The following is a 23,431-nucleotide window of genomic DNA, read 5'->3' as shown; positions in this document are numbered from 1 at the left end:
CGATATCCTCGTGATATCACTTCGCTAGCAAGGAGATGTCATGGAACGAGCCGCCTTCCGGATCTCCGGGTTCATCCCCACCACGGTGATGCTGCTCCTGGCCACCGTCGGGATCGCCATCATCGTGCCGACGTTCGACCAACCCGGTGTCGACCTGCGGGTCGGAGTGGTCGTCGTCGGCTACGCCGTCCTCGCCGCGCTGGTCGCCACCGGATACACCGTGGTCAACCCGAACGAGGCCCAGGTGGTGCAGTTCTTCGGCCGCTACGTCGGCACCATCCGGCAGGCCGGCCTGCAGTGGACCTGGCCGCTCACCGCACGGCAGAAGGTGACGCTGCGGGTGCGCAACTTCGAGACCGCCCGGCTCAAGGTCTCCGACGCCGACGGCAACCCGGTGGAGATCGCCGCCGTCGTCGTGTGGAAGGTTGTCGACACCGCCAAGGCCGCCTTCGCGGTCGACGACCACATCGAGTACGTCTCCGTGCAGTCCGAGGCGGCCGTCCGGCATCTCGCCACCAGCTACCCGTACGAGGCGCACGACTCCGGTCGGTCGAGCCTGCGGGACAGTGCCGTGGTCAGCGACGAGTTGACCTCCGAGCTGCGGGAGCGGGTCGAGCTGGCCGGGGTGGAGGTGCTGGAGTCCCGGATCACGCACCTGGCGTACGCCCCGGAGATCGCCCAGGCGATGCTGGCCCGGCAGCAGGCGAGTGCGATCGTGGGTGCCCGGTTCAAGATTGTCGAAGGGGCTGTCGGCATGGTCTCGAACGCGCTGGAGCGGCTGCGCGAGGAACACGTGGTCGAGTTGGACGAGGAGCGGAAGGCGCAGATGGTGGCGAACCTGCTCGTCGTACTCTGCGGCGACCGGGCCGCCCAGCCGGTGGTGAACACCGGTTCCCTCTACAGCTAGGTTCCCGCTCCCATGGCGGACCGCAAGAAACTCCTGCTCCGGCTCGATCCGCAGGTCTACGAGGCGGTCGCGAGGTGGGCCGCGGACGACATCCGCAGCGTCAACGCCCAGATCGAGTACGCCCTGCGGCTGGCCCTGCGCGCAGCCGGCCGGGCGGGTCGGCCGGAGCGGGATGGCGGCCCGGCGGACGCACCGGACGACTCCGAGCCGGCGTGACCCGGGCCGTTCGGCGCCGGCGGCCGCATGAGTGACCTGCAAAGACGGGGCACTAGCATGAGCCGATGCGGCCCACCTTCGTTTCCGAGCCGGTCCGGGTTCGGGTGCCGGCGACCAGCGCCAACCTCGGTCCGGGCTTCGACGCGCTCGGGTTGGCGCTGGCGCTCTACGACGACGTCAGCGCCCGGACGACGGCGAGTGGCTGCCGGGTGGAGGTGACCGGTCAGGGGGCCGGGGAGCTGCCGGTCGGCGACGACCACCTGGTCGTCCGAGCCATGCGGGCGGGCTTCGACGCGCTCGGCGGCCAGCCGTCGGGACTGGCGGTGGAGTGCGTCAACCGGATCCCGCAGGCGCGCGGCCTGGGCTCCTCGTCGGCGGCGATCGTCGCCGGGATCCAACTGGCCCGGGCACTGGTCGAGGGCGGCATGCAGCAGCTCGACGACGCGGCGGCGCTGCGGCTGGCGGCCGAGCTGGAGGGACATCCGGACAATGTCGCGCCGTGCCTGCTCGGCGGGTTCACCATCGCCTGGACCGAGTCGGGCGGTACGGCCCGGGCGGTCCGGTTGCCGGTGGCGCCGCAGGTCCGGGCCACGGTCTTCGTACCCGAGGAGCGCGGGCTGACCGCGACGGCCCGCGCGGCGCTGCCGGCGACGGTGCCGCACGTCGACGCGGCCCGCAACGCCGGCCGGGCCGCGCTGCTGGTGCACGCCCTGACCACCGATCCGGCGCTGCTCTTCGAGGCGACCGAGGACCGGCTGCACCAGCACTACCGGGCGGCCGGAATGCCGGGTACCGCGGCCCGGTTGGCCCAGTTGCGTGCGGCTGGTGTGCCGGCTGTGGTCAGTGGGGCGGGGCCGTCGATCCTCGCGCTGACCAGCGACGAGGAGAAATTCGAGGCGGGAATGGGTTGGACCGCGCAAAGGTTGCCCATAGACGTAGCCGGCGCCCGGGTCCATGGGGGTAGACTGGGACACGCCGAGCGGGGCCCTGTTGCCGCAGGTCGGAAGAGTTGATTACGCTCTAGACCTAGCACAGCCGCGAAGCAATGCGACTCCTGCGGGTCGGTGCACCCCCGAAGCTATCGGCGGTCAGCCCGTCTCACCCCTGCCTAGGTCTACGCCGCACCGCAGTTTCCACAGGTCGCCGCAGGCGGCGAGACCTGCCCACCGATGTTGGTGGGTCGGGAAACCAACCGGCTGCTGTGTTACAGACTCCCGTGACGCGTCAAGCGAGACGGGTGTACCGAGGCCGCCCGGCCAGCCAGCACTTCGGGCCACGGGCAGCCCCGGCCTTATCGAGGGAAGGAATCCATTGAGCGACACCACCGACGTGACGTCGGATGTTTCCAACGTCGCTGGCGAAGCCACCACAGGCGCCACCCGTCGTCGGCGGAGCGGCACCGGGCTGTCGGCGATGCTGCTGCCAGAGTTGCAGAGCCTGGCCGCGTCGCTCGGCATCTCCGGTACGGCCCGGATGCGCAAGGGCGAGCTGATCGCCGCCATCTCGGAACGGCAGGCTGGTGCCACCAACACCGCGGGCGGCGGCGCGCCGCGCCCGCGCGCCGAGGTGTCGGCGGCTGCCGCGCCGGCTCGCGAGGAGGTCCGGGCCGAGGTGCGGGACAGCGCCGACCGGCCGGACGGTGAGCGTCGGGCCGCCGAGCAGGTGCCCGCCGCCGCTGCTGCCGAGGGCCGGACCCGGACGTCCCGCCGGTCCAGCCGGACCGCTGCCGCCGCCACCGCCGAGGTGGAGACGACCGCGGCGCCGACGGAGCGGACCGAGCGGAACGAGCGGAACGAGCGGAACGAGCGGCCGGAGCGCTCCGAGCGGGGTGACCGCGCCGAGCGGGCCGAGCGCGGTGACCGGGCCGAGCGCGGTGACCGGGCCGAGCGCGGTGACCGGGCCGAGCGCGGTGACCGGGCCGAGCGCGGTGACCGGGCCGAGCGCGGTGACCGGGCCGAGCGCGGTGACCGGGCCGAGGGCGCCGAGCGGACCGACGGTGCCGAGCGCGGCGACCGCGCGGACCGGGCCGAGTCGCGCAACAGCCGGGACCGCAACGAGCGGGGTGACCGGGGCGAGCGCGGCGAGTCGCGCAACGACCGTGGGCAGCGTTCGGCGGACAGGGACCGTTCCGCTGACCGGGACAGCGACGGTGACGACGACGGCGAGGGCGGCGGCCGGCGCAGCCGGCGGAGCCGCTTCCGTGACCGGCGTCGCGGCCGGGGCGACCGGGTGGAGAACGGCGAGGGCGGTGGCGGCGGCCGGGAGCCGCAGGTCAACGAGGACGACGTGCTCGTACCGGTGGCCGGCATCATCGACGTGCTCGACAACTACGCCTTCGTCCGGACCACCGGCTACCTCTCCGGCCCGAACGACGTCTACGTCTCGATGTCCCAGGTCAAGAAGTACGGCCTGCGTCGCGGTGACGCGGTCACCGGTGCGGTACGGGCGGCTCGGGACGGCGAGCAGCGGCGGGACAAGTACAACCCGCTGGTCCGGCTCGACACCATCAACGGGATGGACCCGGACGAGGCGAAGCGGCGCCCCGAGTTCTACAAGCTGACCCCGCTCTACCCGCAGGAGCGGCTCCGGTTGGAGACCGAGCCGCACATCCTGACCACCCGGGTCATCGACCTGGTGACGCCGATCGGCAAGGGTCAGCGGGCGCTCATCATGTCGCCGCCGAAGGCCGGTAAGACCATGGTGTTGCAGGCGATCGCCAACGCGATCACCCACAACAACCCCGAGTGCCACCTGATGGTCGTGCTCGTCGACGAGCGGCCCGAAGAGGTCACCGACATGCAGCGCTCGGTCAAGGGCGAGGTCGTGGCGGCCACCTTCGACCGTCCGCCGCAGGACCACACCACTGTCGCCGAGCTGGCGATCGAGCGGGCCAAGCGCCTGGTCGAGCTGGGCCACGACGTGGTCGTACTGCTCGACTCGGTGACCCGGCTCGGCCGGTCGTACAACCTGGCCGCGCCGGCCAGTGGTCGGATCATGTCCGGCGGTATCGACTCCACCGCGCTCTACCCGCCGAAGCGGTTCCTGGGTGCGGCCCGGAACATCGAGAACGGCGGCTCGCTGACCATCCTCGCCACCGCGCTGGTGGAGACCGGTTCCGTGATGGACACGGTCATCTTCGAGGAGTTCAAGGGCACCGGTAACGCGGAGCTGAAGCTGGACCGGAAGATCGCCGACAAGCGGGTCTTCCCGGCCATCGACATCCACACCTCCGGCACCCGTAAGGAGGAGATCCTGCTGGCCCCGGAGGAGTTGGCCATCACGCACAAGCTGCGCAAGGTGCTGCACTCGCTCGACTCGCAGGCCGCGCTGGATCTGCTGCTGGACCGGCTCAAGCAGTCCCGGACCAACATCGAGTTCCTGATGCAGATCGCGAAGTCGACACCGGGGGAGTAACCACCCCCGCGGGTTTTCGAGGACACGTTCGTGGGGCCCGGCCGAAGTTCGGCCGGGCCCCACGTCGCGTTTCGCAAGCGTTCAGCGAAGCAGCAGGTCGATCACCCCCGCGTCACTCTCCGCGTCGTGCCCGTCGGCGAGCCGGCGGGCCATCAGATCCAGGTACGGCCGCAGCAGTTCGGCGTCGACCCCCTGCTCCCGGGCCGTACTCAGCAGCGTCTCGTTCCCGGCCACCATCATCGCGAGGTTGGACTCGGTACCGGTGACGTAGTCCCCGCTGGTCAGTTGCGCCGCAACCAGGTGCACGGACGGGGCCATCCCGGTCAGCCAGTCCTCCAGCAGCGGGGCGAACTCCTTCGGCGGGATCTCCTCCCGACGGATCAGCGCGAAGGCGTGCGCGACGCCGGCGAACATCCCGGTCATCGCGCTGAGCAGTGCCACGTCGTGCAGCGCGGCGAAACCGGGATCGGTGCCGACGAACCGGGTGCCGGCCGGGACGGCCAGTACGTCCCGGTGTGCCGCGAAGAGGTCGTCGGAGCCGCTGTAGAAGACGTACCCGCCGGACCCGTCGACGCCGATCATCGACGGTACCGCCATGATTCCGCCGTCGAGGAACCGGGCGCCGCGCTGTTGCGCCCAGTCGGCCAGAGCACGGGCCTGGCCGGGTGTGCTGGTGCCGAGGTTGACCAGGTCCCGGCCGGTCAGGTCGGTGTCGGCCAGCGCCTGCCGGATCGAGGCGTCGTCGAGCAGGCAGGCCACCACGAGCCGGTTCGCCGCCACCGCCTCGGCGGCGGTACGGGTGACGGTGGCGCCCTCGGCGCCGAGCGGTTCGGCCCGGGCGGCGGTGCGGTTCCAGACGGTCAGCGGGTGCCCGGCGGCGAGCCAGGCGCGGGCGAGTGCGGTACCCATGGCGCCGAGCCCGAGCAGGGTCAACGGCGTCTTCGCGGTGGTGTCGTGTTCCATGCTCGTAGACTTGCCGCCGGCCGCGGACCGCTCAAGTACGCACAGTGAAGTGGGTGGTTACCCCGGGGTTAGTGAGCTGGTGGGAAGGGGTGGCGATGCCGACGGCACGGCGACCGGGAGCACCCGGGGCGTACGTCTGCGGGATCGACGCGGCGATGGCCGTGGTCGGTGGCAAGTGGAAGGTGCTGATCCTCTGGGCACTCGGCGAGCAGGCGTGCCGCTTCGGTGAACTGCGCCGGGCGGTGCCGGGGGTGACCGAGAAGGTGCTCGCCTCGCACCTGCGGGAGTTGGAGGCGGACGGCATCGTGCACCGCGAGGTGTACGACGAGGTGCCGCCCCGGGTCGAGTACTCGCTGACCCGGCTCGGCGTCTCGCTCAACGCGGCGCTGGAGCCGCTCGGTGCCTGGGGTCGGGAGCACGTCCTCGGTGCCGAATACGCCAGTGATGGCGGCTGATGGAATTTTCCTTCGGTTCAATCGGCAACTATTGAAACTTCTATACGTCGTCGGGTTGACTACCGGGCATGGTGACCCGACGCCGTTCCGCCCGCCTCGCCGGGCTGCTGCTCCTGGTGCCGTCCCTCACCCTCGCCGGCCCGGTCCCGGCGTACGCCGAACCGGTGGCGGCGCCGTCCCGGCCCGTACCGTTCGCCGTCGCCACTGCACCGGAGGAGGCCCCGGCCGCCTCGTCGTACCCGGCGCCGTCGTCCGCGCCGGTCCCGGCCGCCGCCACCGACGGCATCGTCACCGACACCCGGACCCGGCCGGTCGCGCCCGGTCTCGATCTGACCTCCTTCGACAGGTACGACGCCAACGGCTGGCTCCGGGCCGACGCGCTCACCGCCGACCTGGCCGGCGGGATGAGCGTCGACTACGTCAACTCCGGTGAGGTGGCCAGGGCCGAGCCGCTGCGCCGGGCGGTCGACCGGGCCGGTGCGGTGGCCGCGGTAAACGGGGACTTCTTCGACATCAACAACTCCGGTGCGGCCCAGGGCATCGGCATCCGCGCCGGTGAACTGGTGCAGTCGCCGGTCGCCGGGCACCACGAGGCGGTCGGGGTCACCGCCGAGGGGGTGGGCCGGGTGGTGCAGGTGCACTTCGACGGCACCGCCACGCTGCCGGCCGGACAGGTGCCGCTCACCCAGTTCAACAACATGGTCGCGGCCGGCGGCATCGGCGTCTTCACCCCGCTCTGGGGCTCGTACCCCCGGACCCGGGCCGTCGAGGGCGCCACCCGGGTCACCGAGGTCACACTGGTCGGCGGCCGGGTCGACACGGTCACCCCGGCCGCCGGCAGCGGCCCGATCCCGGCCGGTACGACAGTGCTGCTCGGCCGGGAGGCCGGTGCCGACGTGCTCGCCGCACTGCGCCCCGGTGACCCGGTCGACCTGCGGTACGCGCCGAAGCCGTCCGACGGCAGCACGCTGCGCGCCGCGATCGGCGGCAACCGGGTACTGGTCCGGGACGGTGTGCCGCAGGAGATCGGTGACGTCAACCCCGAACCCCGGACCGCGGTCGGGTTCTCCGCCGACGGCCGGAAGATGGTCCTGCTCACAGTGGACGGACGGCAGGCCGACAGCCGGGGCGTGACCCTCACCGAACTGGGCCGGATGATGGCCGAACTCGGCGCACACGACGCGCTCAACCTCGACGGCGGTGGCTCGTCGACGCTGCTCGCCCGCGAGCCCGGCCAGCCGGCCGTCCGGGTCGAGAACAGCCCTTCGGACGGCTCCGAGCGGCCGGTGCCGAACGGACTCGCGCTCTACGCGCCGCAGGGGAGTGGCCGGCTGCGGGCGTACTGGGTGAAGACCCTGCTCGAACCGGTGGCCGCCCCTGGCGTCGGGCCGGTGCGCGGCGGACGCCCGGACCGGGTCTTTCCGGGGCTGACCCGGCGGCTCGCGGCGGCCGGCTACGACGAGACCTACGGCCCGGCGGCCGGCACCCCGGGCTGGCGGGCGCAGCCGTCGTCCCGGGGCACCGTCGACTCCACCGGAGTCTTCCGGGCCCGCCGGTCCGGCGAGGTGACCGTGACCGCGTTTCGGGGACGGGCGAGGGGCGAACTGCCGCTCACCGTGCTCGGCCCGCTGGCCCGGATCGACGCCACGGTGGACCGGGTCGGGTTGGCCGGCGCGGGCGGCACCGGGTCGTTCGGGGTGGTCGGCTACGACGCCGAGGGGAACACCGCGCCGATCGAGCCGACGGACCTGCGGCTGGACTACGACCGGGACCTGCTGGAGATCACCCCGGCCGCCGACGGCACCCTCGCGGTGAAGGCCAAAGTGGACGGTGGTGCCGGGTTGGTGACGGTACGGGTCGGCGCGGCCAGCACCGTGCTGCCGGTGACGGTCGGGCTCACCGACGTACCGGTGGCGATGTTCGACGACGCGGCGAGCTGGCGGTTCAGCACCGCCCGGGCCACCGGCTCGGCGACCCCGGTGCCGGGCCGCACCGGCACCGGCCTGAAGCTGGCGTACGACTTCGGCCAGTCCACCGGCACCCGCGCCGCGTACGCCGACCCGCCCGCGTACATCCCGGTCGCCGGGCAGCCGCAGTCGTTCGGGATGTGGATATACGCCAACGGCAACGGCGAGTGGCCCAGCCTGCACCTGCACGACGCACTCGACCAGCAGCACGTGCTGCGTGGCCCGTACCTGGACTGGACCGGCTGGCGCTACGTCGAGCTGGCCGTACCGGCCGGGGTGGTCTATCCGGTGCGGATCCGCCGGTTCTACGTCGCCGAGACCGACGCGGCGGCGGCGTACACCGGGGAGGTGGTGATCGACGACATTGTCGCTCGGGTACCCGCCGAGGTGACCGCGCCGGCCGAGCCGCTGCGCACCGACCGGGTGGTGCTCACCGACGGCACCGTCGACCGGGCGCCCTGGCGGTTCGCGGTCCTCTCCGACGCCCAGTTCGTCGCCGCCAACCCGGACAGCGACCTGGTCGCCCAGGCCCGCCGTACGCTGCGCGAGGTGAAGGCGGCCCGGCCGGACTTCCTGGTGATCAACGGGGACTTCGTCGACACCGCCTATCCGGAGGACTTCTCGCTGGCCAGACGGATCCTGGACGAGGAGTTGGGCGGTACGCTGCCGTACCACTACGTGCCGGGCAACCACGAGATCATGGGTGCCCCGATCACGAACTTCCGGTCGGCCTTCGGCGAGACGTACCGGACCTTCGACCACACCCCGCCCCGGGGCGGTACCCGGACCCGGTTCGTCACCCTGGACACCTCCACCGGCAGCCTGCGCGGCGGCGGCTTCGGGCAGGTACGCGCGCTGCGTACCGCCCTGGACGGTGCGGCCCGGGACCCGGCCGTCGGCTCGGTGGTGGTGTTGCAGCACCACGCGCCCCGGGACCCGACGCCGGCCCGGGCGAGCCAGCTCGGCGACCGCAAGGAGGCGGCACTGCTGGAGCGGTGGCTCGCCGAGTTCCAGCGCTCGACCGGCAAGGGCGCGCTCTTCGTCGGCGCGCACGTCGGCAGCTTCTCCGCCGACCGGGTCGACGGGGTGCCCTATCTCATCAACGGCAACACCGGCAAGAATCCGTCCACCGCGCCGCACCTCGGCGGGTTCAGCGGCTGGACGATGTTCGGGGTCGACCCGGTCAGCCCGGCCGAGGCGGCGGCGGCCCGGCGCGACCCGCTGGCCGAGGGACCGCAGTGGGTCAGCGCACAGACCAGGGCACATGTCGACCAGCTCACCCTGGCCGTCCCGGCGAGCCTGCCGGCCGGCTCGGTGGGCACGGTCAGCGCCACGGTGACCCAGCCCGGTGGCCGGCAGGTACCCGTCGCCGCACCGCTCTCGGCCGACTGGTCCGGCTCGGCGAACCTGCACATCGGACCGTCCCGTGGCCTGCGCCCCTGGCACGCCGGCTGGTTCGATCCGGCCACCGGCCGGCTGACCGGGCTGCGCTCCGGCGAGACCGTCGAACTCGCCGTTACCGTCAACGGCGCGACCACCCGGGCCACCATCCCGCTCACCCGCCGCTAGTTCGGCGCCTTACCGCCGCCAGCCCGGCGCATCCGCCTCGCGGGTGCCGCGCCACCCGCCTGCGGATGCCGCGCCACCCGCCGGGTCCGACCGAGATCGGGCCGCGCGCGGCGCGCGGGCTCGACCTGGACGTCAGAGGCGCTACCCGGCGTCGGTAGCGCACCTGACGTCCAGGTCGACGACCGATGCACCGGGGGTTGTGGGCTAGAAGTCGCCCTCGGCGACCTGGAAGACGGTCAGGCCGAGGTCGCGCCACATCTTGACCACCTGCATCCGGTCGTCGAAGACTCCGACCACCCGGTAGCGGTCGCGGATCTCCCGGTCGAAGATTTCCCGCTTGACCACCGAGTCGCGGCGCTGGTCGCCGACGGCCCGCATGTGCAGGGCGAGGTACGGCAGGTCGACGTGTTCGGCCAGCCAACGCTGCGTCTGCTCCTGGCAGGAGGCGTCCCGTCCGGTGCAGAAGACCACTCCGTAGCCGGCCGCGTGCATGGCCCGCACCGCCGAGATGACGGCGGTGTTCGGCCGGTCCTCGCCGACCCGGGTCATGTCGTACGGGCTGCGTCCCGCCATCAAGGCCACCGTGCCGTCGATGTCCACGAGTACGATCTCCGGCAGATCGTCCGACCGCGGGGTGTAGACGGCCGCCGGCCCGCCCGGCTCGACGGTCGGTACCGGCAGCGGCAGTGCCCGCCCCGCCAGATAGCGCTCGTGCAGTCGCCGGATCGCCTCCTCGCCGACCCGGTCCTGCTCGGGCCGCTCGGCGTCGCGCCGTACGCACTCGTCCACCGGTACGTCGGTGAAGTCGTGCACCTCGAAGGCGGCCCCGAGCCGGGCGGCGAGCTGCGCCCAGTCCCGCAGGGTCCGGGACCGCAGGTTGGTGTCGTCGACGCAGACGTCCGCCCCCGCGCGCAGCAGCGCCTCGACCTGGGCCCGCTGCACGACGGTGACCTGGCCCTCGGCCCACTGGGTGAAGAGCCGCTCGCCGTGCAGCATCCGGCGCAGGTCGTCGCGGTTCACCCGGACGACGCCGGGTTGCAGCTTCCGGGCGAAGGTGGTCTTCCCGGAAGCGGGCAGCCCGCGGGTGACGATCAGTCGGGTCATGCTCTCTCCTCGCTCCACTCCGTCGCCATCATGACCTTGCCGATCCAGCCGCCAGCGAGCCCGTCGGGCCGAGCCGTCGGACTCAGCCGCCGGGCCGAGCCGTCGGGCACCGGGCGTCACTCGCCGTACTGCGGCGTCCAGTCCACGGCGGGGCGGACCTGCTGCCAGAGCTGGCGCGGTAGTCGCGGCCGTCGAGGCGCAGGAAGAGGTAGGCGCGCTCGGGATGCCGGGCGACCCGCTCGGCGAAGTCGCGTCGGCTCCATCCGGCGGGCAGTCCGGCCACGATCTCACCGTACGCCTGCTCGATCTTCTCGGTCCGGGCCTGCACCGTCGCGGTCAGCTCGGCCACGACGGAGTCGACCCAACGGTGGAACTCGTCCGGCAGCGGCGCGACCCGGGCCGCGAGATCCCCTCCGGTGACCAGGTAATCCCAGACGACCCGGGCGTTGAGCCCGAAGGTCAGCCGGTGCAGCCGGACGTACTCCGGATATTTGATCTTGACTCGCTGGTCGGTGTCCGGCCAGTGCACCACCAGCCCCTCCCGGCCGTCCCGGGCGGGTGCGGCCAGCGCCTCGGCCAGGGTGCGGTGCGGCAGCCGCTCGACCACCGGACCGGGCCAGTCCGGCACCGCCTCCGGGCCGGAACTGCGCCCGGTGGCGATCTCCACAGTGCCGAGCAGCACCAGGTCGTCCAGGCCGCCGTAGTCGAGCACGATCCGGTTCGCCGGATAGACGATCTCGACCAGCACCGTCCGCCCCGGCGGCGGGGTGAAGTCGGGGTAGCGGGTGCGGAGCACTGCGGTGGCGTGCCGGGCCTGGTCGGAGGTGAACGAGCCCCGGGTGGCGACCGCGAAGCCGTCGCCGTCCGGGTAGAGCACGCCGAGACTTCCGTCGGCCTTGTCCGTTATCACCGCCGGTGCGTCCGGCCGCAGCGCCGGTGCGCCGGCCTGGTCGTGGTTGAAGAACTTCGGGTACGGCCGCGCCACGACCGCACCGGTCGACTCGTCCACGATCAGCCCTCGACAGGCCAGCGTCACCGGCGTCCAGTTTCCGCCGTAGGTGCACGCCTCGGTGTAGTTGTAGATCGCGAGGGGGTGCTCCGGATGCCGCTGGACCCGGACGTGGCCGTCGGCGAGCGCGGCGGCCAGCGCCACCGGGTCGACGACGTCGGCGAGTCGGGTGGTCGGGGCGAGTAGGGAGTCGGACGCAGGGGTGATCACGGGGTGTGCCTTCCGGCGGGCTGGGAATGCAGGATCGGGTGGGAATGCGGTGGGGAGCAGTGACGTTAACCGTCACGGATCACGTGTGCAGCCCGATTTCGGGCCGGGCCAGGCGGCATGGCACACTGGTCAGTCGGCCACCGGTTCCGGTTCCCGCCCGAGTCCGCCGTAGCTCACGACACCCCCGGCGTCGTGGATGACGGACGCCGAGGGCGACCCGGCGACCACCCACGAAAGGACCGAGGCGAGATGAAGCCCAACATCCACCCCGAGTACGTGACCACCGAGGTCACCTGCTCGTGCGGCAACACCTTCACGACCCGCAGCACGGCGAAGGGCGGCTCGATCCACGTCGAGACCTGCAGCGCCTGCCACCCGTTCTACACCGGCAAGCAGCGCGTGCTCGACACCGCCGGCCGGGTCGCCAAGTTCCAGCAGAAGTACGCCAAGGTTCAGGCCAAGAAGGGCAAGTAGCCGCGTCGACGGCGCCCGCCTCCGGTTCGCGTCGGGGGCGGGCGCCGTCGTGCCGTTTCCCGGCCCTTCCACCACCCGCGTCCTACAGCAGAGGGAGTACGAGCATGAGCGGCGACCGGCTGGCCCGCCTCCTCGACGAGTACGCGGAGCTGGAACGGCGCCTCGCCGACCCGGCGATCCACGCCGACCAGGCCACCGCCCGTCGGGTCGGTCGACGGTTCGCCGAGCTGACCCCGGTGTACAAGGCCGCGGGTGAGCTGGAGCAGGTCCGGGCCGACCTGGCAGCCGCCCGCGAACTGACCGCCGAGGACCCGTCGTTCGCAGCCGAGGCGGAGTCGCTGGCCGAGACGCTTCCCACGCTTGAGGGGCGGCTCGCCGAGCTGCTCATCCCACGTGACCCGCACGACGCCAAGGACGTGATCCTCGAGATCAAGGCGGGGGAGGGTGGCGAGGAGTCCGCACTCTTCGCCGGTGACCTGCTCCGGATGTACCTGCGCTATGCCGAACGGCACGGCTGGGTGACCGAGGTGCTCGACGCGCAGGACTCCGACCTGGGCGGGGTGAAGGACGTCTCGCTCGCGGTGAAGACGAAGGGCGTACCCGAGGGCGGCAACGGGGTCTGGTCCCGGCTCAAGTGGGAGGGCGGCGTACACCGGGTGCAGCGGGTGCCGGTCACCGAGTCACAGGGGCGGATCCACACCAGCGCGGCCGGCGTACTGGTGCTGCCGGAGGCCGAGGACGTCGACGTCACGATCGATCCGAACGAGTTGCGGATCGACGTGTTCCGCTCCTCCGGACCGGGCGGGCAGTCGGTGAACACCACCGACTCGGCGGTGCGGATCACCCACCTGCCGACCGGGATCGTCGTCTCCTGCCAGAACGAGAAGTCCCAGTTGCAGAACCGGGAACAGGCGATGCGGATCCTCCGGGCCCGGTTGCTCGCCAACGCGCAGGAGCAGGCCGACGCCGCTGCCTCGGACGCCCGCCGCTCCCAGGTGCGTACGGTCGACCGGTCCGAGCGGATCCGGACGTACAACTTCCCGCAGAACCGGATCACCGACCACCGGATCGGCTACACGGCGTACAACCTCGATCTGGCGCTCGCCGGTGAGCTGGACGGGGTGCTCGACGCGCTCGCCGAGGCGGACCGCTCGGCCCGGCTGGCCGGCGAGACGGAGCTGTCCCGCCGCTGAGCCGGTCCAGCCGGCATCGGCGCCCGGCTCCCGGCTTCCGGCTTCCGGCTCAGCGTGCTGTCGTCGCCGGTCAGGTCGTGGCCTGCGCCCGTTGCTCGGTCGTGGCCTGCGCCCGCTGCTGGGCGGCCAGTTCGAAGGCGGCGCGCAGTGCGTCCCGCGCACCGGCGCTGTGCACCTCGGCGAAGCCGACGCTCACCCCGACCCGGGTACCGGGGACGATCGACTCCCAGTCCTCGGCGGCGACCGCCGCGCTGATCCGCCGGCCGACCTCACCCGCCTCGTTCATCCCGGCGCCCGGCAGCACCACCACGAACTCGTCGCCGCCGTACCGGGCCACGAAGTCGCCGCGCCGCATCACCCGGTTGATCACCCCGGCGATCCGTTGCAGCACCAGGTCACCGCAGTGCCGGCCGTGCGTGGTGTTCACCGCCCGGAAGCCGTCGAGGTCGCAGACGCCGATCACGGCCCGCTCGCCCCGGCCGGCCATCCCGGCGACGTACCGCTCCAGCCGGCGGCGGTTCGGCAGCCCGGTGAGCGGGTCGGTCAGTTCGCCCTCGTGCCGGACCGCCTCCCGGCGGGTCTCCTCGTGCTCGATCCGGGCCGCGATGCCGTCGACGTAGACGTCCCGGAGCCGGTCGTTGCGCTGGGTGGCCAGCCGGAAGGCGTACCGGTCGGCCCGGTGCGCCGCCGCGTGGTCGCCGACCCCGGCGTACGCCAGGCTGGAGAGCCGGGCGTGCTCGGCGGCACCAAGCGTCTCCGCCGAGACGTGCACGGTCTCCAGCCGGGCCAGCGCCTCGGCGGGCCGGCCGGCGGCGATCGCCAGGCAGGCTCCGCCGAGCTGTCGCATGTCCCGGGCACGTGCGCTGTCCCCGCCGTTGCCGAGCAGCCGCTCCGGATCGAGTTCCGGTACGTCCGACCGGCCGGTCGTGGCACCGAGGGCGGCCCGCCGGGCGAGTGCGTACCCGTACGCCGCCCGGCTGCTCGGCCGCAACCGGCCCGCGGTGCCGGCCGTGACGAACCGTTCCAGGTCCGCGCCGACGTCCCTGAGCACCCGCAGGCAGCCGTCGCTGTCCCCGTGGTGGTCCAGTGCGACCGCGTTGCGCAGCCGGATGCCGGGTGCGGCGAAGGTCTCCTCGGGAATGCCGACGGCCAGCCCCAGCCGGCGGGCCCGCTCGATCGCGCCCAGCGCGTAGCCGTGGAAGCCGAGGTAGGAGTAGGCCATCGCCAGGTCGTGCCAGCCCCACGCGGTCTCCCGGTCGGGTTCGTCGACCGAGCCGAGCGCCCGGGCGCCCCGGACCAGGTGGATCACGCAGCGGTCCAGCGCGCCCTGGATGTGCGCGGCCAGCGCGGCCAGCGCGTGCAGGTGGCCGTGCAGGTAGGGGTCGGGCAGGTCCCGGGCGGCGTCGAACGCCTGCTCGACCGCCCTGGTGTACTCGGCGGTGCGGCCCAGGTTGAGGATCGCGGAGAGCCGCTGGAGCAACGCCTCGGCCCGGGAGTACGGGTCGTCGGTGGTGTCGAGCACGCGTTCGAAGACCAGGCACGCCTCGGCGGAACGGCTGCTCTCCATGAGGGAGCGGGCGTGTCTCAACTCCTCGGCCCGGTCACCGACCCGGTCGAGCCAACTCACGCACAACCTCCATCGCCGTCGCCAGCCAGACCCCGCGAAAGTCGAGGAGCCGACCGGTCGCCCGGAGCACGGTGCCCTCCGGGGTCGCTCGACCGGTCTGAGCACCCAGTCGATCCGGGTCGGAAACGCGCCCGCGACGCGATGATTCCCGGCCGACGTTTCATGATTATGTCGTGACGCGTATTCCCCGGCATCCCCGTGAAGCGACAGAACGGACCCGACCCTCGGTCGCGCTCGCGGCGGCGACGTCCGCGCTGGCCCGGGCCGGCGTCGGCCCGGCCCGGACCGAGGCGCAACTTCTGCTCGCGTACGTCCTCGGCGTGTCGCGCGGGGCGCTGGCCGTGGCCGGGCCGCTCACCGCCGAGCAGCGGGACCGGCTGGCGGAACTGGTCGAGCGGCGTACCCGGCACGAGCCGCTCCAGCACCTGCTCGGCTCGGCGGCGTTCCGCTATCTGGAGCTGGCGGTCGGCCCCGGGGTATTCGTTCCCCGGCCGGAGACGGAACTGCTGGCCGGCTGGGGCGTCGAGCAGGCCCGACGGCTCGGCCCGACCGACGCCGTCACCGGCCCGACCGACGCCGTCACCGGCTCGACCGAAACCGTCACCGGCTCGACCGATGCCGGCGGCCGGGTTGGTGCTGGTCCGCTGGTGGTCGACCTGTGCAGCGGCAGCGGCGCGATCGCGCTCTCGGTCGCCGGGGAGGTGCCGGCGGCCCGGGTGGTCGCGGTGGAGCGGTCGGCGGCGGCGCTGGACTGGTTGCGTCGCAACGCCGCCGAGCGGGCCGCCGCCGGTGACCGGCCGATCGAGGTGGTGGCCGGGGACGTGGCCGACCCGGAGCTGCTGTCCGGGTACGCCGGGCGGGTGGACGTGCTGCTCTGCAACCCGCCGTACGTGCCGGACGGCACTCCGGTACCGCCGGACGTGGCCGGGCACGACCCGGCCGACGCGGTCTTCGGCGGCCCGGACGGGCTCGCGGTGATCCGGCTGGTACTGGACCGGGCGGCCCGGTTGCTGCGTCCGGGCGGGGCGTTCGGGGTGGAGCACGACGACACGCACGGCACGGCGGTTCCGGAGCTGCTGCGTGCCGACGGCCGGTTCGTCGAGATCGCGGACCATCCGGACCTGGTCGGGCGGCCCCGCTTCGCCACCGCCCGGCGGGCCGACGTCGACCGGTAACCGGCCGGAAGTCCCCGTGCCACGGTGGGCGGCCGGGCGTGGCAGACTGGCTCATCGTGATGCTCTACGACTGCCGGTCACTGGCGGACCGTGACCGAGGCATCGCCGCGGCCGTCGAGGCGGTCAAGAACGGCGAACTGGTCGTGATCCCGACCGACACGGTCTACGGGGTCGGCGCCGACGCGTTCACCCCCTATGCGGTGAAGGCACTGCTCAACGCGAAGGGGCGGGACCGGCAGCATCCGCCGCCGGTGCTGGTCGGCTCCCGACGCACCCTGGACGGGCTGGTCTTCATGCTGCCGAGCGCGGCCCGGGACCTCGCCGACGCCTTCTGGCCGGGCGCGCTGACGATCGTCGTCGAGCACTCGCCCAGCCTCCAGTGGGACATCGGCGACACCGAGGGCACGGTCGCGGTGCGGATGCCGCTGCACCCGGTCGCCCTCGAGGTGCTCCAGCAGACCGGGCCGATGGCCGTCTCGTCGGCGAACAAGACCGGCCAGCCCCCGGCGGTCACCGCCGAGGAGGCCCGTGACCAGCTCGGCTACGCGGTGCGGGCCTACCTGGAGGCCGGGCCGTGTCCGGATCCGGTGCCGAGCACCATCGTCGACGTGACCGGCGAGGTGCCCCGGGTGCTGCGCCAGGGCGCGATCCCGCTGGAGAAGCTCCGCGACGTCGTACCGGACATCCAGGGCCAGGTGTCCTGAGTGCCGCCGTTCACGGTCCTGCACGTCTGCCTGGGCAACATCTGCCGGTCGCCGATGGCGGAGCGGCTGCTCGCGCTGGCCGTACGGGAACGGTTGGCCCGCCGGGGTGCGGCCGACGCCGACGACGCCGACCGGTTGGTGCACAGCCACAGCGCGGGTACCGGCGGCTGGCACGCGGGTGAGGAGATGAACCCGCCGGCCGCCCGGCAGGTGCGTTCCCGGGGCGGGGACGTGGCCGACTTCGGCGCCCGCAAGCTCCGCTCTGAGCACATCGACGCGGCCGACCTTGTCCTGACCGCCACCGCCGACCAGCAGGAATACGTGGTGGCGCTGCGCCCCGACGCCGCCGACCGCACCTTCGTGCTCGGCGAGTTCGGCCGGCTGCTGCCCACCGTGGACTTCGCGGTCCTGCCCCCGGCCGATCCGACCGACCCGGCGGCGGTCTACGCCCGGGGCACCGCGCTGGTGGCCGCGCTGGCGGCGGCCCGGAGCGGGTCGTCCCCGCTGCCCGGTGACGACCTTGACGACCCGTGGGGCCGGGGCGACCAGTGCTTCAGCCGGGTCGCCGACGAGATCGAGGACGCCGTCCGGCCGCTCGCCGCCGTCCTGCTGCCCTGACCTCGGGCAGCACGGTGGGGAGATCCCGCCGTCGTCACTCCGGCTTGTGAATCTGAGCCGGTTTGCGGTGAAACGGGTGCGGCGCCCGGAATCTCCCGTCAGGCTGACGGAGTCCCCGAGCCCGGCGGTTGTCCGGGTCGCGCCGATCGCTGTCCCGCCCGGGAGGTACCGCATGCTCCGGCTGCGGCTGAACCAACTCTGGACCCTGACCCTGGCCGGAATCCTGGCCGGGACGATCCTGGCCGCCGCCGCGCTGCCGGCCGCGGTCCTGGCGGCGGTGGGGCTGAGGTCGGTCGGCGCCCGCTACGAGGACCTGCCGCAGGACCTGCGTACCCCGCCGACCGCCCAGCGCTCCTACCTCTTCGCCGCCGACGGCCGTACCCCGATCACCTCGTTCTACGACGAGAACCGGACCAACGTGCCGCTGGACCAGGTGGCCGAGGTGATGCGGCAGGCGACGGTGGCGGCCGAGGACGCCCGCTTCTACTCGCACGGCGGCGTCGATCTCAAAGGTGTGCTCCGGGCCGCCGTGGCGAACCGGGTGGGTGGCGAGGTGCGGCAGGGCGCCTCGACGCTGACCATGCAGTACGTCCGCAACGTGCTCAAGAGCGACCCCGGACTCACCGCCGAGCAGCGCGCCGAGGCGACCGAGACCAGCGCCGGCCGCAAGATCCAGGAGATGCGGTACGCGCTCGCGCTGGAGCGCCGGCTCAGCAAGGACGAGATTCTCGGCCGCTACCTGAACATCGCCTACTTCGGTGCCGGGGCGTACGGCATCGCCGCCGCCAGCCAGCGGTACTTCTCCAAGCCGGCCCGGCAGTTGACTCTGGCCGAGGCCGCCCTGCTGGCCGGGTTGGTCCGCTCGCCGGAGACGGACAGCCCGATCGGCGGTGACGCCGGGGCCGCGCTGGTCCGCCGGGGCTACGTACTGCGGCAGATGGCCGAGAACGGGATGATCCCCGCCGAGACCGCCACCCGTACCCAGGCGGAGCCGATCAGCCTGCGTCCCGGCGCCGAGCCGAACGACTGTGCCGGCATCCCGGACGGGCGCTCCGACTGGGGTTTCTTCTGCGACTACTTCCGGCAGTGGTGGAACGCGAACCCGGCGTTCGGGCTCACCGTCGACGAGCGGCAGCAGACGCTGCGCCGGGGCGGCTACCGGATCACCACCTCGCTCGACCCGGCGATCCAGGCCACCGCGCTGCGGCAGACCCTCACCGTCTACGGCTACGCCGACCGCCGGGCCGCGCCGATGGCAGTGGTGCAGCCCGGCACCGGCCGGGTACTGGCGCTCGCGGTGAACCGGCACTACTCGCTCGACGCCAACCCCCGGGGGCAGCGCAACCACCCGAACACGGTCAACCAGTTGGTCGCCGGTGGCGGCGGCATCGACGGCTACCAGGCCGGCTCGACCTTCAAGATCTTCACCATGCTGGCCGCCCTGGAGGAGGGGATGCCGCTGGCCTCCGGCTATCTGGCACCGTCCCGGCTGGTGACCGGCTATCCGGTGGACGGGCCCAACGCCTGCGGCGGCTACTGGTGCCCGGCCAACGCCAACCCCGAGTGGATGAACGGTTACCGCACCATGTGGACCGGCTTCGGGCGCTCGGTCAACACCTACTTCGTGGCGTTGCAGGAGCGCATCGGCGCGGACCGGGCGGTGCGGATGGCGGAGCGGCTCGGCATCGTGTTCCGGGCCGACGATGATGCCCGGCTGGCCACGTACGGGGCGAAGGGCTGGGGGGCGTTCACCCTCGGGGTCTCCGCCACCACCCCGCTGGACCTGGCGAACGCGTACGCGACGCTGGCGGCCGAGGGGACGTACTGCAAGCCGCTGCCGGTGCTCTCGATCGTCGACGCCACCGGCCGGGCGCTGCCTGCCGCCGCACCGAGCTGCGGAAAGATGCTCAGGGCGGAGGTGGCGAGGGCGGCGACCGACGCGGCCCGTTGCCCGGTCGGCGGGCAGTCGGCGTACGCCCAGTGCGACGGGGGCAGCGCGCCCGACGTGGCGAGGATCCTCGGCGACCAGCCGGTGGCCGGCAAGACCGGCAGCGCGGAGGGGTACGCCACGGAAACCTTCGTCGGCTTCACCCCGCAGCTCGCGGCGGCGGCCATCGCCGCCAACCCGGACGACCCGAGTGACGCGGTCGGCCAGCCGGTGCAGCGGAAGGTGATCGCGGCGGTCGCCACCACCATGGCCACCGCGCTGAAGGGCAGCCCTCGGCGGGACTTCACCCCGCCCGGGCGGGAGATCGCCTTCGGTGACCGCCCGGACGACCTCGGACCCGATCCGGCCGGGCCGGGCCGGGAACCCTTCGTCCCGGCTCCGCCGGTGGTGCCGCCGCCGGCGCCGACGCCACCGACCCCGGCACCCACCGCCGGGGTACCCCGGCCGACGCCGGTACCGCCCCGGCCCACCGCCACCGTGCCCCGGCCGGTACCCCCGGTGCCGACCCCGTCCCGCCCACCGGCGGTCGTGCCCCGGCCGACCCCGTCGCACCCACCCTCGCCCCGCTGAGCGGCGAGCTTCACCCCGCTGAGCGGACTGCCCTTGCCCCGCCGAGCGGCCCGGCTTTGTCCCGCTGGGCGGCGGGCGTTCGTCCTGCTGGGCGGCGGGCGTTCGTCCTGCTGGGCGGGCTCGGCTCGGCGGTGGGCGCCGGCAGGTCGTCAGGCGCCTTCGTCGCTGCCCCCCATAGACTCGGAGCCGGCCCAATGCCGAGCGCGACGAGAAGGTGCCGGGGTGAGCGAGCTAACCGAGCGGACAGGTCGGCCGGGTGCGGGGGAGCCGACCTTCTGGGGGCCGGACTTCGACGAGCTGGCCGGTACCGATCCGGAGATCGCCGAGGTGCTGCTCGACGAACTCGACCGGCTGCGCGGCGGGTTGCAGTTGATCGCCAGCGAGAACCTCACCTCCCCGGCGGTACTGGCGGCGCTCGGCTCCACCCTGACCAACAAGTACGCCGAGGGCTATCCGGGCCGGCGCTACTACGGCGGCTGCGCCGAGGTGGACCGGGCCGAGCAGATCGGCATCGACCGGGCCAAGGCGCTGTTCGGGGCCGAGCACGCCAACCTCCAGCCGCACTCCGGGGCGAGCGCCAACCTGGCGGCGTATGCCGCACTTGTGCAACCCGGCGACACGGTGCTGGCGATGGACCTGCCGCACGGCGGACACCTGACCCACGGCAGCCGGGTCAACTTCTCCGGCAAGTGGTTCGCCCCGGTCGGCTACCAGGTGCGCCCGGACACCGAACTGATCGACTACGACGAGGTACGCGAACTGGCGCTGGCGCACCGGCCGAAGATGATCATTTGTGGCGCCACCGCGTACCCCCGGCTGATCGACTTCGCCCGGTTCTGGGAGATCGCCGACGAGGTCGACGCCTATCTGATGGTGGACGCGGCGCACTTCATCGGGCTGGTCGCCGGACGGGCGATCCCGTCCCCGGTGCCGTACGCCGACGTGGTCTGCGCGACCACGCACAAGGTGCTGCGCGGGCCGAGGGGCGGGATGATCCTGTGCCGGGAGTCGCTCGCCGAGCGGGTCGACAAGGCGGTGTTCCCGTTCACCCAGGGCGGCCCGTTGATGCACTCGGTGGCGGCCAAGGCGGTCGCGCTGCGCGAAGCGGCGTCTCCGGACTTCCAGGCGTACGCTGCTCAGGTGGTTTCGAACGCACAGGCGCTGGCCGCCGCCCTCGCGGCGGAGGGGATGCGCCCGGTCTCCGGTGGCACCGACACCCATCTCGCGCTCATCGACCTGCGCGAGACGGGGATCACCGGTCGGGACGCCGAGGCGCGCTGCGACGCCGCCGGGATCACCCTGAACAAGAACGCCATCCCGTACGACCCGCAGAAGCCGATGGTCGCCTCCGGCATCCGGGTCGGTACCCCGAGCGTCACCACCCAGGGCATGGGCGGGGTGGAGATGCGCCAGATCGGCGAGCTGATCTCCCGAGCCGTCCGGACCGATCCGGCCACTTCCGGCGGTACCGCCGCACTGGCCCGGATCCGCGCTGACGTCGCCGAACTGGTGGCCGCCTTCCCGGCGTACCCCCGTGGCTGAGCGCGAGCCGGTCGAGGTGGCCGACCGGCCGGCGGAGCCGGAGCTGACCGGTCCGGACGGGCCGGCCGGGGCGCCGCCGCCTGCGGTCGACGCCCCCGATGCGGCGGACCGGCACTGGCGGCTGGCCCACCTGCCGGTGGTGCTCGGAGCGTCGGTCGGCCTGTTGCTGCTGGCCACCGCGATCGGCGCCCTGCTGGGCGGCGGGGTCGGCGCGGCCGGAGCCGCAGCCGGGGTCGGCGTGGTCACACTGAGTTACCTGGCCTCCACGCTGGTGCTCGCCTGGGCCGACTCCGTGAACCCGAGCCTGGTGCTGCCGTTTGGCGTGGCGATGTACGTCGCCAAGTTCAGCGTGCTCGGTGTGGTGATGGCCGGGGTCGCCGGTCGGGGCTGGGCCGGGCTGCCCGCGTTCGGCTGGGGCATCGTCGCCGGTGTGCTGGTCTGGACCGGCGCGAACATCTGGTGGATCGCCAGGGTGCACGCCGTCCGCACGCACCGCCCGCCGCAGGCGTGATCCGGGTCACCCGAGTCGGGGGCGACCTGCACTGAGTCCCGTTTACGCCGACGGCGCGGGAAACTGTCAGTGATCGGTCATTTTCCCGGTGGCGGAACCGGAGTAGCGTGCCCACAGACGACGCGCCCGCCCAGAGGCCCACACAACAAGGTTGTGCGGGGGGTGAGGCACAGCCTCGTATTCCCGGCTGATATCGTTCGGCCGTCATGACCGGTGACCAAACCCCCCAACCCCCCGGCGGCTCGGGCGCTCCCGAAGCCGGCGAGGGTTGGACCGCGCTGGCATACCTCATCGGAGGTCTGACGGTGTGGGGCTGCATCGGTTGGTTGGTCGACCAGTGGCTCGACACCGGTGGTCTGGCCACCGGGATCGGGTTCCTGCTCGGCGGGGCCGGGGGCGTTTACCTGGTCATCCGCCGGCTCGGCACCCCTAGCTAGGGAAGGGACGCGGTGATCGGACAGTCGGTCGTCCTCGCAGAGGGCGGAGTTCCGTTTCCACCCAGCGTGGAAGATTTCTTCCTGCCGGCCATCTATCCGTGGGGCGAGCACAACTCTTACTGGGTTACCAAGTTCACCGCGCTGGTCTGGCTGGCCGTTGCGTTGACCATCATCTTCTTCCTGGTCACGTACCGGAAGCCGAAACTTGTGCCGACGAAGGGTCAGTGGATCGCCGAGTCGATCTACGGCTTCGTCCGGAACAACATCGCGGTCGACATGATCGGTCACCGGGGTGTGGCGTTCGCGCCCTACCTCACGACGCTGTTCGTCTTCATCTTCGTCAACAACCTGTGGCAGATCATTCCGTTCGTGCAGATCTCGCCGATGTCGCACATCGCGTTTCCGGCGATTCTGGCGATCATCAGCTACGTGCTGTTCATCTGGGTGGGCATCCGGCACCACGGTTTCGCGAAGTTCTTCAAGCACTCGCTGATGCCGCCGGCGCCGTGGTTCATGCAGCCGCTGCTGATCCCGATCGAGCTCTTCTCGACGTTCATCGCCCGGCCGGTGTCGCTGGCGCTGCGGTTGTTCGCCAACCTGTTCGCCGGGCACATCATCCTGCTGGTCTTCACCCTCGGCGGCTTCGTTCTGCTGAACGCGGATTCGTTCTTCCTGAAGCCGATCTCGCTGCTCTCCTGGACGGTGTCGATCGCGATCACCTTCCTGGAGGCGCTGGTCATCGTCCTGCAGGCCTACATCTTCACCGTGCTGACCGCCAGCTACGTGCAGGGCGCGCTCGCCGACGGACACTGACCCGC

Annotated in this window: 20 protein-coding genes; 16 read left to right on the top strand and 4 right to left on the bottom strand. The window is 72.5% G+C overall.

What is annotated here, in order from left to right; translation table 11 throughout:
• Positions 1–40: 40 nt before the first annotated feature.
• The 4 genes from CLT71_RS16435 to rho all read left to right on the top strand — a co-directional run bounded on the left by CLT71_RS16435 (position 41) and on the right by rho (position 4,537).
• Entirely contained in the window at positions 41–907 is an 867-nt protein-coding gene (locus CLT71_RS16435; protein WP_101367882.1) for an SPFH domain-containing protein, read from the top strand.
• 12 nt (positions 908–919) lie between these two features.
• On the top strand, positions 920–1,123 hold the full coding sequence (locus CLT71_RS16430; RefSeq protein WP_101367881.1) for a hypothetical protein: 204 nt from the start codon (positions 920–922) through the stop codon (positions 1,121–1,123).
• Positions 1,124–1,188: 65 nt separating this feature from the next.
• Positions 1,189–2,136, top strand: coding sequence for a homoserine kinase (gene thrB / locus CLT71_RS16425; RefSeq protein ID WP_101367880.1), 948 nt, complete (start codon positions 1,189–1,191; stop codon positions 2,134–2,136).
• Between the two features lie 298 nt (positions 2,137–2,434).
• A complete protein-coding gene (gene rho / locus CLT71_RS16420) occupies positions 2,435–4,537 on the top strand; it encodes a transcription termination factor Rho (protein WP_101367879.1) in 2,103 nt (700 codons plus the stop codon).
• A gap of 81 nt (positions 4,538–4,618) precedes the next feature.
• Here the strand turns inward: rho and CLT71_RS16415 are convergent, their stop codons facing one another.
• On the bottom strand, positions 4,619–5,500 hold the full coding sequence (locus tag CLT71_RS16415; protein WP_101367878.1) for an imine reductase family protein: 882 nt from the start codon (positions 5,498–5,500) through the stop codon (positions 4,619–4,621).
• Positions 5,501–5,571: 71 nt separating this feature from the next.
• Between CLT71_RS16415 and CLT71_RS16410 the strand changes: the two genes are divergently transcribed.
• Positions 5,572–5,955 carry a winged helix-turn-helix transcriptional regulator gene (locus CLT71_RS16410; RefSeq protein ID WP_486483297.1) on the top strand — a complete coding sequence of 128 codons (384 nt, stop codon included), beginning with the start codon at positions 5,572–5,574 and terminating at the stop codon, positions 5,953–5,955.
• A 68-nt stretch (positions 5,956–6,023) separates the two neighbouring features.
• Complete coding sequence (locus tag CLT71_RS16405) at positions 6,024–9,491, top strand: phosphodiester glycosidase family protein (protein WP_101367877.1); 3,468 nt, start codon at positions 6,024–6,026, stop codon at positions 9,489–9,491.
• Positions 9,492–9,695: 204 nt separating this feature from the next.
• Here the strand turns inward: CLT71_RS16405 and CLT71_RS16400 are convergent, their stop codons facing one another.
• Entirely contained in the window at positions 9,696–10,595 is a 900-nt protein-coding gene (locus tag CLT71_RS16400; protein ID WP_101367876.1) for a phosphatase domain-containing protein, read from the bottom strand.
• 82 nt (positions 10,596–10,677) lie between these two features.
• A complete protein-coding gene (locus CLT71_RS16395) occupies positions 10,678–11,814 on the bottom strand; it encodes an RNA ligase (RefSeq protein WP_486483296.1) in 1,137 nt (378 codons plus the stop codon).
• A gap of 249 nt (positions 11,815–12,063) precedes the next feature.
• On the opposite strand from CLT71_RS16395, the gene rpmE reads away from it, so the two are divergent.
• Together rpmE and prfA are read left to right on the top strand one after the other, a co-directional pair.
• Positions 12,064–12,288, top strand: a complete 225-nt coding sequence (rpmE, locus tag CLT71_RS16390) for a 50S ribosomal protein L31 (RefSeq protein ID WP_012184056.1) — start codon at positions 12,064–12,066, stop codon at positions 12,286–12,288.
• Between the two features lie 104 nt (positions 12,289–12,392).
• Entirely contained in the window at positions 12,393–13,481 is a 1,089-nt protein-coding gene (prfA, locus tag CLT71_RS16385; RefSeq protein WP_101367875.1) for a peptide chain release factor 1, read from the top strand.
• Positions 13,482–13,551: 70 nt separating this feature from the next.
• Here the strand turns inward: prfA and CLT71_RS16380 are convergent, their stop codons facing one another.
• Positions 13,552–15,108: a GGDEF domain-containing protein gene (locus CLT71_RS16380; RefSeq protein WP_101367874.1), complete on the bottom strand. Its 1,557-nt coding sequence runs from the start codon at positions 15,106–15,108 to the stop codon at positions 13,552–13,554.
• A 173-nt stretch (positions 15,109–15,281) separates the two neighbouring features.
• Here CLT71_RS16380 and prmC point away from each other — a divergent pair, with 173 nt between their 5' ends.
• From prmC to atpB, 8 genes are all read left to right on the top strand, one after another.
• Positions 15,282–16,283 carry a peptide chain release factor N(5)-glutamine methyltransferase gene (gene prmC / locus CLT71_RS16375; protein WP_199187616.1) on the top strand — a complete coding sequence of 334 codons (1,002 nt, stop codon included), beginning with the start codon at positions 15,282–15,284 and terminating at the stop codon, positions 16,281–16,283.
• A 59-nt stretch (positions 16,284–16,342) separates the two neighbouring features.
• Positions 16,343–16,987 (top strand): L-threonylcarbamoyladenylate synthase, encoded by a 645-nt coding sequence (locus CLT71_RS16370; protein ID WP_101371505.1) that lies wholly within the window; start codon positions 16,343–16,345, stop codon positions 16,985–16,987.
• Positions 16,988–17,605, top strand: a complete 618-nt coding sequence (locus CLT71_RS16365; protein WP_101367873.1) for an arsenate reductase/protein-tyrosine-phosphatase family protein — start codon at positions 16,988–16,990, stop codon at positions 17,603–17,605. It begins immediately after the preceding gene.
• A 172-nt stretch (positions 17,606–17,777) separates the two neighbouring features.
• Positions 17,778–20,123, top strand: a complete 2,346-nt coding sequence (locus CLT71_RS16360; RefSeq protein ID WP_486483295.1) for a transglycosylase domain-containing protein — start codon at positions 17,778–17,780, stop codon at positions 20,121–20,123.
• A gap of 222 nt (positions 20,124–20,345) precedes the next feature.
• Positions 20,346–21,665, top strand: a complete 1,320-nt coding sequence (locus tag CLT71_RS16350; protein ID WP_101367872.1) for a serine hydroxymethyltransferase — start codon at positions 20,346–20,348, stop codon at positions 21,663–21,665.
• The gene (locus tag CLT71_RS16345) at positions 21,658–22,176 is read left to right on the top strand and encodes a hypothetical protein (protein ID WP_486483294.1); all 519 of its coding nucleotides are present in this window, start codon (positions 21,658–21,660) and stop codon (positions 22,174–22,176) included. The genes CLT71_RS16350 and CLT71_RS16345 overlap by 8 nt, the downstream gene beginning before the upstream one ends.
• A 206-nt stretch (positions 22,177–22,382) precedes the next feature.
• The gene (locus CLT71_RS16340; RefSeq protein WP_101367871.1) at positions 22,383–22,613 is read left to right on the top strand and encodes an AtpZ/AtpI family protein; all 231 of its coding nucleotides are present in this window, start codon (positions 22,383–22,385) and stop codon (positions 22,611–22,613) included.
• A 12-nt stretch (positions 22,614–22,625) separates the two neighbouring features.
• On the top strand, positions 22,626–23,426 hold the full coding sequence (gene atpB, locus CLT71_RS16335) for a F0F1 ATP synthase subunit A (RefSeq protein ID WP_101367870.1): 801 nt from the start codon (positions 22,626–22,628) through the stop codon (positions 23,424–23,426).
• Positions 23,427–23,431: the final 5 nt, after the last annotated feature.

The organism is Plantactinospora sp. CNZ320, assembly GCF_002846275.1.
This window is presented reverse-complemented; position numbering and strand designations above follow the sequence as displayed.